6 protein-coding genes, 2 tRNA genes and 3 rRNA genes are annotated in these 11,864 nt (G+C 59.2%); 8 read left to right on the top strand and 3 right to left on the bottom strand.

The genetic code is table 11. The features are described from left to right. Positions 1–39: 39 nt before the first annotated feature. Positions 40–609 carry an OmpA family protein gene (locus PA01_11990; protein KON82209.1) on the bottom strand — a complete coding sequence of 190 codons (570 nt, stop codon included), beginning with the start codon at positions 607–609 and terminating at the stop codon, positions 40–42. Between the two features lie 228 nt (positions 610–837). Here PA01_11990 and apbC point away from each other — a divergent pair, with 228 nt between their 5' ends. The 3 genes from apbC to PA01_12005 all read left to right on the top strand — a co-directional run bounded on the left by apbC (position 838) and on the right by PA01_12005 (position 5,004). After that, positions 838–1,929, top strand: a complete 1,092-nt coding sequence (gene apbC, locus PA01_11995) for an iron-sulfur cluster carrier protein ApbC (GenBank protein KON82210.1) — start codon at positions 838–840, stop codon at positions 1,927–1,929. Between the two features lie 117 nt (positions 1,930–2,046). After that, on the top strand, positions 2,047–2,613 hold the full coding sequence (gene dcd, locus PA01_12000) for a dCTP deaminase (protein KON82211.1): 567 nt from the start codon (positions 2,047–2,049) through the stop codon (positions 2,611–2,613). Between the two features lie 141 nt (positions 2,614–2,754). Further along, complete coding sequence (locus PA01_12005; GenBank protein ID KON82212.1) at positions 2,755–5,004, top strand: arginine/lysine/ornithine decarboxylase; 2,250 nt, start codon at positions 2,755–2,757, stop codon at positions 5,002–5,004. A 34-nt stretch (positions 5,005–5,038) separates the two neighbouring features. Here the strand turns inward: PA01_12005 and PA01_12010 are convergent, their stop codons facing one another. Then, positions 5,039–5,542 carry a dihydrofolate reductase gene (locus PA01_12010; GenBank protein ID KON82213.1) on the bottom strand — a complete coding sequence of 168 codons (504 nt, stop codon included), beginning with the start codon at positions 5,540–5,542 and terminating at the stop codon, positions 5,039–5,041. Then, a complete protein-coding gene (locus tag PA01_12015; protein ID KON82214.1) occupies positions 5,539–6,333 on the bottom strand; it encodes a thymidylate synthase in 795 nt (264 codons plus the stop codon). Before PA01_12015 ends, PA01_12010 begins: the two co-directional genes overlap by 4 nt. 409 nt (positions 6,334–6,742) lie before the next feature. Here PA01_12015 and PA01_12020 point away from each other — a divergent pair. The 5 genes from PA01_12020 (at position 6,743) to rrf (ending at position 11,863) form a co-directional block, all read left to right on the top strand. After that, positions 6,743–8,280 (top strand): 16S ribosomal RNA (locus tag PA01_12020). A gap of 77 nt (positions 8,281–8,357) precedes the next feature. After that, positions 8,358–8,434, top strand: a tRNA-Ile gene (locus tag PA01_12025). Positions 8,435–8,449: 15 nt separating this feature from the next. Further along, positions 8,450–8,525, top strand: a tRNA-Ala gene (locus tag PA01_12030). Positions 8,526–8,785: 260 nt separating this feature from the next. After that, positions 8,786–11,656 (top strand): 23S ribosomal RNA (locus PA01_12035). A gap of 94 nt (positions 11,657–11,750) precedes the next feature. Further along, positions 11,751–11,863 (top strand): 5S ribosomal RNA (gene rrf / locus PA01_12040). Together the 16S, 23S and 5S rRNA genes with 2 tRNA genes alongside form the textbook arrangement of a ribosomal RNA operon. Position 11,864 lies beyond the last annotated feature (1 nt).

Here is an 11,864-nt window from a genome sequence, read left to right on the forward strand (position 1 = left end):
CGTTGTCCTGCGACGCCGCGGGAAACGGTCGGTTGCGGACTATTCGAACGGACGCAGGACGATCTCGACGCGCCGGTTCTTCGCGCGTCCCGCCTCGGTCGCGTTGTCGGCGATCGGCTCGGCCTCGCCCTTGCCGTCGGCATGAAGACGAGCAAGCGGGATGCCGCGGCGACGCAGATGCTCCGCGACGGTTTCGGCGCGCTGGATCGAAAGCTGCAGATTGTGCAATTCACTGTCCAGGCTGTCGGTATGACCGAACACGTGGATTTCGACCTCGGACGACGGGACCAAGGCCGATGCGACACGGTCGAGGCTCGGCGTCAGGACCGGTTGGGGCTCGGTGCCGCCGCGCGAAAAGGCTTCTGCGCCGGGCAGCAGCAGTTGCAGGGCGCCATCATCGAGTACCCGGGTCGCGATCTCGCTCGAGCCGCTCAAGCGATTGACGATACGACTGCGTTCGGCGGGCCAGTCGAAGGCGGCGTTCGTCGCGACGGGTACGGCGCGCTGGGCGGGGGTCGCGGCGGCGGGAGGCGCGGTCGCAGTCGTCGTCGCGCACGCCGACAGCAGCGCGCTCACGCCGCTCAGGACGAATAGCGAAAATCGGTTCATGCTGTGAGGAATTCCGGGGGGTGAAGGGAACCAGTGCGGGAATCAGTCCGCTAAGGGGCAGGAATCCGCCCGCCAAGGGGCAGTCCGCCAAGGGCGCATTTTACCGCGTCGGAGACGGCGACAGAATGACCCTGATGAACAAGAGGGTGAGCGGCCTCGCAGGCTTAGGTATGATTTACCTTCTTGAGGCCCGAATCGCGGGCTGCCGATCGCCGAGGATATGCCATCATGAGTCTCACCCAGGAATCTGTCACCGAAGCGCTCAAGGGCGTTGTCGATCCGAACATGGGCAAGGATTTCGTTTCGACGCGCTGCGTCAGGAACGTCACCGTCAGCGGCAGCGACGTCCGCGTCGAACTCGAGCTCGGCTACCCGGCGAAGACACAGCATGAATCGATCCGCGAAATGCTCGCCGCCGCAATCGCGACGATTCCCGGCGCAGGGCGGGTGACGGTCGAGGTGCACAGCAAGGTCGTCGCGCACGCGGTGCAGCAAGGCGTCAAACTGCTGCCGGGCGTGAAGAACATCATCGCCGTCGCTTCGGGGAAAGGAGGCGTCGGCAAGAGCACGACGGCCGTGAACCTTGCGCTTGCGCTGGTGGCAGAAGGGGCGAAAGTGGGCCTTCTCGACGCCGACATCTATGGTCCGTCGCAGCCGCACATGCTCGGCATCGGCGACCAGCGGCCGGAGTCGCTCGACGGCAAGACGATGGAGCCGCTGCAGGCGCACGGCCTGCAGGTGATGTCGATCGGCTTCCTCGTCGATGTCGAGACGCCGATGGTGTGGCGTGGCCCGATGGCGACGCAGGCGCTCAACCAGCTGCTGAAGGAAACCAACTGGAAAGAGCTGGACTACCTCGTCATCGACATGCCGCCGGGCACCGGCGACATCCAGCTCACGCTGTCGCAGAGCGTGCCGCTGACCGGCGCCGTGATCGTCACGACACCCCAGGACATCGCATTGCTCGATGCGCGCAAGGGACTCAAGATGTTCGAGAAGGTGGGCGTGCCGATCATCGGCGTCATCGAAAACATGAGCATCCACATCTGTTCGAATTGCGGTCACGAAGAAGCGATCTTCGGTACTCGCGGAGGCGAGCGCCTGTGCGCCGACTACAACGTGCCTTTCCTCGGCGCGCTGCCGCTCGATCTGCAGATCCGTCAGGAAACCGATGGCGGCGCGCCGACAGTCGTGTCCGATCCTGACGGCCGCATCGCGGAACTCTACAAGGCGATCGCGCGCAAGGTTGCGGCACGCGTGGCGGTCAAGGCGAAGGACATGACGCACAAGTTCCCGAGCATCGTCATCAAGAGCACCTGAAAACGGGCCAGCCATGGAATCGATTTTTCCCGCTTCCGGTCGGGCACCGCTTAGCCTAAACTAGCCGATTTTTCGCGTCCGGCCGGTGCCGGGCCGGCCCGGAGGAAACGCCACCCCATGTCCATCAAGTCCGACAAATGGATTCGCCGCATGGCGGAACAGCAGGGGATGATCGCGCCGTTCGCGCCCGAGTTGGTCCGCCATAACGGCACGGGGAAAATCGTCTCGTACGGCACTTCGAGCTACGGCTATGATGTGCGCTGCGCGAATGAATTCAAGATCTTCACCAACATCAACTCGACGATCGTCGACCCGAAGGATTTCGATGCGCGGAATTTCGTCGATTTCGTCGGCGACGTGTGCATCATTCCGCCGAACTCGTTCGCCCTCGCGCGCACGGTCGAGTATTTTCGCATCCCGCGTAATGTCCTGACGGTGTGCCTGGGCAAGTCGACCTACGCTCGGTGCGGCATCATCGTGAACGTCACGCCGCTGGAACCCGAGTGGGAAGGTCACGTGACGCTCGAATTTTCGAACACCACGCCGCTGCCGGCGAAGATCTACGCGAACGAGGGCATCGCGCAGATGCTTTTCTTCGAGGCGGACGAGGTGTGCGAAACGTCGTACAAGGATCGCGGCGGCAAATATCTCGGCCAGACGGGCGTGACATTGCCGAAAATCTGATTCATCGACTCGCTCCGCTGCACGCGGACCACACGACGAACGGGGCCGGCTGACGGCCCCTTGTGCTTTCCGGTAACCGGGAAGCAGGATTCACAGGGGCATCATGCCCGTTGCCCCAACGCAAGAAGCTGGAGAAGAGGGATGCGCTTTCATTTTCCGATCATCATAATCGACGAGGATTTCCGCTCGGAAAACACGAGCGGTCTCGGCATTCGCGCGCTCGCCAAGGCGATCGAGGAAGAGAGCATGGAAGTGCTCGGTGTCACGAGTTATGGTGACCTCACCTCGTTCGCGCAGCAGCAAAGCCGCGGCTCGGCGTTCATCCTGTCGATCGACGACGAGGAGTTCTCGTCGTCGGAGGCGTCCGACAAGGCGATCGCCGACCTGCGTGCATTTGTCGAGGAGATTCGGTTGCGCAACGCCGACATCCCGATCTTCATCCACGGTGAAACCCGTACCAGCCGGCACATCCCGAACGACGTGCTGCGCGAGCTGCACGGTTTCATCCACATGTTCGAGGACACGCCCGAGTTCGTCGCCCGCTACATCGTGCGCGAAGCGAAAAACTACCTCGAGAGCCTCGCGCCGCCGTTTTTCCGTGCGCTGGTGCATTACGCCGCCGACAGCTCGTATTCGTGGCACTGCCCGGGCCATTCGGGCGGAGTGGCGTTCCTGAAGAGCCCGGTCGGGCAGATGTTCCACCAGTTCTTCGGTGAAAACATGCTGCGCGCGGATGTGTGCAACGCGGTCGAGGAACTCGGTCAGTTGCTCGACCACACCGGCCCGGTGGCTGCTTCCGAACGCAACGCGGCGCGCATCTTCAACTGCGACCATCTCTATTTCGTCACCAACGGCACGTCGACGTCGAACAAGATGGTGTGGCACACCACCGTCGCGCCCGGCGACGTCGTCGTCGTCGATCGCAACTGCCACAAGTCGATTCTCCACTCGATCATCATGACTGGCGCGGTGCCGGTGTTCCTGACGCCGACGCGCAACCATTACGGCATCATCGGTCCGATCCCGCTCGAGGAATTCAGCATCGAGACGATCCGGCGCAAGATCGAGGCGAACCCGTTCGCGCGCCCGAGCGCCGGCAAGAAGCCGCGCATCCTCACGATCACGCAGTCGACGTACGACGGCGTCGTGTACAACGTCGAGACGATCAAGGAGATGCTCGACGGCGAGATCGACACGCTGCACTTCGACGAAGCCTGGCTGCCGCACGCGGCCTTCCATGATTTCTACGGCGATTACCACGCGATCGGCGCCGATCGCCCGCGCTGCGAGCAGTCGATGGTGTTCTCGACGCAGTCGACACACAAGCTGCTGGCCGGGCTGTCCCAGGCTTCGCAGATCCTCGTGCAGGATTCGCAGACCCGCAAGCTCGATCGCGACATCTTCAACGAGGCCTACCTGATGCACACTTCGACGTCGCCGCAATACGCGATCATCGCTTCGTGCGACGTCGCTGCGGCGATGATGGAGCCTCCCGGCGGGCCGGCGTTGGTCGACGAGTCGCTGGCGGAAGCGGTCGAATTCCGCCGCGCGATGCGCAAGGTGGAAGCCGAATTCGGACCCGCCGACTGGTGGTTCAAAGTCTGGGGGCCCGAATACCTGCCCGAGGAGGGCATCGGCGAGCGCGAGGACTGGATGCTCAAGGCCGGCGAACGCTGGCACGGCTTTGGCAATCTCGCGCCGGGTTTCAACATGCTCGACCCGATCAAAGCGACGGTGATCACGCCGGGGCTCGACGTCGACGGCGACTTCGCCGATTCCGGGATTCCGGCCGGGATCCTCACCCGTTATCTCGCCGAGCATGGCATCATCGTCGAAAAGACCGGGTTGTACTCGTTCTTCATCATGTTCACGATCGGCATCACGAAGGGCCGATGGAACACGATGGTGACCGAATTGCAGCAATTCAAGGACGACTACGACCGCAACCAGCCGTTGTGGCGCGTAATGCCGGAATTCATTGCGAAGCATCCGCGCTACGAGAAAGTCGGCCTGAAGGACTTGTGCGCGCAGATCCACAGTTTCTACAAGTCGTACGATATTGCGCGCCTCACGACCGAGATGTATCTGTCGGACATGGTTCCGGCGATGAAGCCGGCCGATGCATTCGCCAAGATGGCGCACCGCGAGATCGAGCGCGTGCCGATCGACGAGCTCGAAGGGCGCGTCACGGCGATGCTCGTCACGCCGTATCCGCCCGGGATCCCGTTACTGATTCCGGGCGAGCGTTTCAACGCGACGATCGTGCGTTATCTGAAGTTCGCGCGTGATTTCAACGCGGGCTTTCCGGGATTCGAAACCGATATCCACGGCCTCGTCAGGGAACATGCAGAGGGGCGGTTCGACTATTACGTCGACTGCGTGCAGGACTGACCCACCGCGCTGAACCGGGAGCGCGCTGGCCAGTTCAGCGTGCCTTGCGCCGATACTCGACGAAGTCGAACGAAAATTCGTTATGCGCGTCTGCGTCGTGCCTTTCGCGCCGCACCTCGTCGAAGTCTCCGCGGTCGAACGCCGGAAAATGCGCATCGCCGGCTACGTCGGCGTGCACTTCCGTAATTAGCAGCGCGTCGGCCCTGTCGAGCAACCGGCGATACAGCTCGGCGCCGCCGATGACGAAGACAGTCTCGTCGCGCGCGACTTCGAGCGCTGCTTCGGGATCCGGAAAAACTTCCGCCCCGGCCGCGGAGTAACTGCGGTCATGCGTGACGACCAGATTGCGTCGAGCCGGTAGCGGCCGCCGCAGCGATTCCCAGGTTTTGCGCCCCATCAGCACGGGGTGCCCGATCGTCGTTTCCTTGAAGCGGGCAAGATCGGCCTTGAGTCGCCACGGCAATTGGTTGTCTCTTCCGATCACGCCGTTTCGCGCAGTCGCCGCGATGATGATCACTTGCCCCTTGCTCGCGCTCATACGGCGACGTCCGCTTTGATGTGGGGATGGGGATCATAGCCATCGAGACGAAAGTCTTCGAAGCGAAATTCAAAGATGTCGGTGACGCCGGGATTCACGATCATCCGTGGCAAAGCGCGGGGTTGCCGGGAAAGCTGCAGACGTGCCTGATCGAGGTGGTTGAGGTACAGGTGGCAATCCCCTCCTGTCCACACAAAGTCTCCGGCGCGCAGCCCGCAGACCTGGGCCACCATCAGCGTCAGTAGCGCATAAGACGCAATGTTGAACGGCACTCCGAGAAAGATATCGGCGCTGCGTTGGTACAGCTGGCAGGACAGCCGGTCGCCCGCAACATAGAACTGGAACAGTGCGTGGCACGGCGGAAGCGCCATTCCGGCCACTTCTCCCGGATTCCATGCTGAAACCAGATGGCGTCGCGAATCGGGATTGCGCTTCAATCCGTCGATCAGTTGAGCGATCTGGTCGATCGTGGTGCCGTTCGCGGTTTCCCAGCGGCGCCATTGCTTGCCGTACACCGGCCCGAGATCGCCATCCTCGTCGGCCCAGTCGTCCCAGATGGAGACGCCCTGCTCGTTGAGGTAGCGGATATTGGTGTCGCCACGCAGAAACCACAGCAATTCGTGAATGATCGAGCGGGTGTGCAGCTTCTTCGTCGTGAGCAGAGGAAAGCCGTCGTCGAGATTGAACCGCATCTGCCAACCGAAGGTCGAAAGTGTACCGGTGCCGGTCCGGTCGGATTTTCGGTCGCCATGATCGAGGACATGGCGCATCAGGTCGAGATACTGTTTCATGAGAGATCCTTCGCGTCGATGCCGAAATTCTACGGCGACCGAAGAGCCTCCCGATTTTATTTTTCGAGAGCTTCGCTTCAGCAGCAGGTTGACTGTCTGTTGGATGTATCTATAATTCGGCCCTCTTCGCGGCACCGGACGGTTGGGAAGTCGGGTGCGAGGCGCGGTGGCGGCAGAGGAAGGGTTGCCGGGGGTGAGGAAAGCGCCCGGCGGGGGTTGACGGCAGCAGCGAAGTCGGTCAGAATCTCTTTCTCGCTGCAACGGCAGCGGTTCTTTAAAAAGTTGAACAACCGATAAGTGTGGGTACTGGGTTGCTGCGGTGGTCGAATCGCCTTCGGGTGGATTCGGCATTGCAAAGATTGAGTGCTCACGGAAGTCAGTAGAGATTCTTTGAGTACTTTGTTGGATTGAACTTAAGAGTTTGATCCTGGCTCAGATTGAACGCTGGCGGCATGCTTTACACATGCAAGTCGAACGGCAGCGGGGGCTTCGGCCTGCCGGCGAGTGGCGAACGGGTGAGTAATGCATCGGAACGTACCCAGTCGTGGGGGATAACTACGCGAAAGCGTAGCTAATACCGCATACGCCCTGAGGGGGAAAGCGGGGGACCTTCGGGCCTCGCGCGATTGGAGCGGCTGATGTCGGATTAGCTAGTTGGTGGGGTAAAGGCCTACCAAGGCGACGATCCGTAGCTGGTCTGAGAGGATGATCAGCCACACTGGGACTGAGACACGGCCCAGACTCCTACGGGAGGCAGCAGTGGGGAATTTTGGACAATGGGCGCAAGCCTGATCCAGCCATGCCGCGTGAGTGAAGAAGGCCTTCGGGTTGTAAAGCTCTTTCAGACGGAAAGAAATCGCGCGGGTCAATAGCCTGCGTGGATGACGGTACTGTCAGAAGAAGCACCGGCTAACTACGTGCCAGCAGCCGCGGTAATACGTAGGGTGCGAGCGTTAATCGGAATTACTGGGCGTAAAGCGTGCGCAGGCGGTTGTGTAAGACAGGTGTGAAATCCCCGGGCTTAACCTGGGAACTGCGCTTGTGACTGCACGGCTAGAGTACGGCAGAGGGGGGTGGAATTCCACGTGTAGCAGTGAAATGCGTAGATATGTGGAGGAACACCGATGGCGAAGGCAGCCCCCTGGGCCGATACTGACGCTCATGCACGAAAGCGTGGGGAGCAAACAGGATTAGATACCCTGGTAGTCCACGCCCTAAACGATGTCGACTAGTTGTTCGGGAAGGTAACTTCCTGAGTAACGCAGCTAACGCGTGAAGTCGACCGCCTGGGGAGTACGGCCGCAAGGTTAAAACTCAAAGGAATTGACGGGGACCCGCACAAGCGGTGGATGATGTGGATTAATTCGATGCAACGCGAAAAACCTTACCTACCCTTGACATGCCTGGAATCCTCGAGAGATCGAGGAGTGCCTTCGGGAGCCAGGACACAGGTGCTGCATGGCTGTCGTCAGCTCGTGTCGTGAGATGTTGGGTTAAGTCCCGCAACGAGCGCAACCCTTGTCGCTAATTGCCATCATTAGGTTGGGCACTTTAGCGAGACTGCCGGTGACAAACCGGAGGAAGGTGGGGATGACGTCAAGTCCTCATGGCCCTTATGGGTAGGGCTTCACACGTCATACAATGGTCGGTACAGAGGGTTGCCAAGCCGCGAGGTGGAGCCAATCCCACAAAGCCGATCGTAGTCCGGATCGTAGTCTGCAACTCGACTACGTGAAGTCGGAATCGCTAGTAATCGCAGATCAGCATGCTGCGGTGAATACGTTCCCGGGTCTTGTACACACCGCCCGTCACACCATGGGAGTGGGTTTCACCAGAAGTAGGTAGCTTAACCTTTCGGGGAGGGCGCTTACCACGGTGAGATTCATGACTGGGGTGAAGTCGTAACAAGGTAGCCGTATCGGAAGGTGCGGCTGGATCACCTCCTTTCAAGAGAAGACGGCCGCGGCGGCCGCAGTATCCACAACTTATCGGTTGTTCAGGCAACGAGCGCCTCGCAGGCATGAGGGTCTGTAGCTCAGCTGGTTAGAGCACCGTCTTGATAAGGCGGGGGTCGTTGGTTCGAACCCAACCAGACCCACCACCGCCGCAGGACAGGGGGGGATTAGCTCAGCTGGGAGAGCACCTGCTTTGCAAGCAGGGGGTCGACGGTTCGATCCCGTCATCCTCCACCACCGCCTCATCGGGTGGGCTCGAGAGTAGGGCTAAGCAGTGCGCACGGACGGTGCGTAGTGCTTAGGCCTAGTGCCAGTGTTCTTTAACAAAGTGGAAGAAGTAAAGTGTGCGACAGTGGGCCGCAAGGCGCGCTGTTGCATGGGTTGGTGTGATTGCATTTTTTGCATTCACCTGCGCTTTGAACCAGCGGCAGGTGAGTGCGCACAAGCGTGAGTTCGTCTATGACGGTGCACCCTGGCGACAGGGTCCATGGTTATAGGATCAAGCGACTAAGTGCATGTGGTGGATGCCTTGGCGATCACAGGCGATGAAGGACGTGCAAGCCTGCGAAAAGCGGGGGGAGCTGGCAATGGAGCTTTGATCCCCCGATGTCCGAATGGGGAAACCCACTCCTTTTGGAGTATCCCGCGCTGAATACATAGGCGTGTGGAGGCGAACGCGGCGAACTGAAACATCTAAGTAGCCGCAGGAACAGAAATCAACCGAGATTCCCCAAGTAGTGGCGAGCGAACGGGGAGGAGCCTGCACGACTAAACCAATTACTTAGCAAAACGGTCTGGAAAGTCCGACGATACAGGGTGATAGTCCCGTATGCGAAAAGTGGCTGGCGGGTCTGAGCGTGCGACAAGTAGGGCGGGACACGAGAAATCCTGTCTGAAGATGGGGGACCATCCTCCAAGGCTAAATACTCGTGATCGACCGATAGTGAACCAGTACCGTGAGGGAAAGGCGAAAAGAACCCCGGGAGGGGAGTGAAATAGATCCTGAAACCGCATGCATACAAACAGTGGGAGCCTCCTTTGTGGGGTGACTGCGTACCTTTTGTATAATGGGTCAGCGACTTACGTTCAGTAGCGAGCTTAACCGAATAGGGGAGGCGTAGGGAAACCGAGTCTGACAAGGGCGATTGAGTTGCTGGGCGTAGACCCGAAACCGGATGATCTATCCATGGCCAGGATGAAGGTGCGGTAACACGCACTGGAGGTCCGAACCCACTAATGTTGAAAAATTAGGGGATGAGCTGTGGATAGGGGTGAAAGGCTAAACAAATCCGGAAATAGCTGGTTCTCCCCGAAAACTATTTAGGTAGTGCGTCGTACGGACACTTGCGGGGGTAGAGCACTGTAATCGTTGGGGGGGTCACTGCGATCTACCCGCGATAGCAAACTCCGAATACCGCAAAGTGATATACGCAGACAGTCCTGGGGTGCTAACGTCCTGGGACAAGAGGGAAACAACCCAGACCGCCAGCTAAGGTCCCAAATACATGGCTAAGTGGGAAACGAAGTGGGAAGGCCCAGACAGCTAGGAGGTTGGCTTAGAAGCAGCCATCCTTTAAAGAAAGCGTAATAGCTCACTAGTCGAGTCGTCCTGCGCGGAAGATGTAACGGGGCTCAAGCCATGAACCGAAGCTGCGGATCTCGCAAGAGATGGTAGGGGAGCGTTCCGTAAGCCTGCGAAGGTGTCTCGAGAGGGATGCTGGAGTATCGGAAGTGCGAATGCTGACATGAGTAGCGATAAAGGGTGTGAAAAGCACCCTCGCCGAAAGCCCAAGGTTTCCTGCGCAACGTTCATCGACGCAGGGTGAGTCGGCCCCTAAGGCGAGGCAGAAATGCGTAGTCGATGGGAAACGGGTCAATATTCCCGTACCGCTCTTAGATGCGATGGGGGGACGGAGAAGGTTAGGCCAGCCGGGTGTTGGACGTCCCGGTTTAAGCGTGTAGGCGTGCCCCGTAGGCAAATCCGCGGGCTAAGCTGAGGCGTGATGACGAGGGCTCTTTGAGCCCGAAGTGGTTGATACCATGCTTCCAGGAAAAGCCTCTAAGCTTCAGTCTAAGAGCGACCGTACCGCAAACCGACACAGGTGGGCAGGTAGAAAATACCCAGGCGCTTGAGAGAACTCAGGAGAAGGAACTCGGCAAATTGATACCGTAACTTCGGGAGAAGGTATGCCCCGCTAGCTTGTAGGCGAACAGCCGAAGGGCGAAGGGGCCGCAGAGAATCGGTGGCTGCGACTGTTTATTAAAAACACAGCACTGTGCAAACACGAAAGTGGACGTATACGGTGTGACGCCTGCCCGGTGCCGGAAGGTTAAGTGATGGGTGCAAGCTCTTGATCGAAGCCCCGGTAAACGGCGGCCGTAACTATAACGGTCCTAAGGTAGCGAAATTCCTTGTCGGGTAAGTTCCGACCTGCACGAATGGCGTAACGATGGCCACACTGTCTCCTCCTGAGACTCAGCGAAGTTGAAATGTTTGTGAAGATGCAATCTCCCGCGGCAAGACGGAAAGACCCCATGAACCTTTACTGTAGCTTTGCATTGGACTTTGACGGGACTTGTGTAGGATAGGTGGGAGCTGTGAAGCGGGAACGCCAGTTTCCGTGGAGCCAACCTTGAAATACCACCCTGGTGTCGTTGAGGTTCTAACCTTGGCCGTGAATCCGGGTCGGGGACCGTGCATGGCAGGCAGTTTGACTGGGGCGGTCTCCTCCCAAAAGTAACGGAGGAGTACGAAGGTCGCCTAGACACGGTCGGACATCGTGTTGATAGTGCAATGGCAAAAGGCGGCTTGACTGCGAGACCGACAAGTCGAGCAGGTGCGAAAGCAGGTCATAGTGATCCGGTGGTTCTGTATGGAAGGGCCATCGCTCAACGGATAAAAGGTACTCTGGGGATAACAGGCTGATTCCGCCCAAGTTCACATCGACGGCGGAGTTTGGCACCTCGATGTCGGCTCATCACATCCTGGGGCTGTAGCCGGTCCCAAGGGTATGGCTGTTCGCCATTTAAAGTGGTACGTGAGCTGGGTTTAAAACGTCGTGAGACAGTTTGGTCCCTATCTGCCGTGGGCGCTGGAAGTTTGAGAGGACCTGCTCCTAGTACGAGAGGACCGGAGTGGACGCACCCCTGGTGTACCGGTTGTGACGCCAGTCGCATCGCCGGGTAGCTAAGTGCGGAAGAGATAACCGCTGAAAGCATCTAAGCGGGAAACTCGCCTCAAGATGAGACTTCCCCGGGGCCTCGAGCCCCCTGAAGGGTCGTTGAAGACCACAACGTTGATAGGTCGGGTGTGGAAGCGCAGCAATGCGTTGAGCTACCGATACTAATTGCCCGTGAGGCTTGATCCTATAACCTGGATCGAACACCGCGTGACGACTCACCGAAAAAAACGCCTCACACCTCCCCACACACTTCGCTTCTCCGCTTTGTTACCCCTTACAGTCTGACGACCATAGCATCCTGGTACCACCCCTTCCCATCCCGAACAGGACCGTGAAACAGGACCGCGCCGATGATAGTGCCCATGCGGGTGCGAAAGTAGGTCATCGTCAGACT

This window comes from Azoarcus sp. PA01 (assembly GCA_001274695.2).
Classification (GTDB): domain Bacteria; phylum Pseudomonadota; class Gammaproteobacteria; order Burkholderiales; family Rhodocyclaceae; genus Aromatoleum.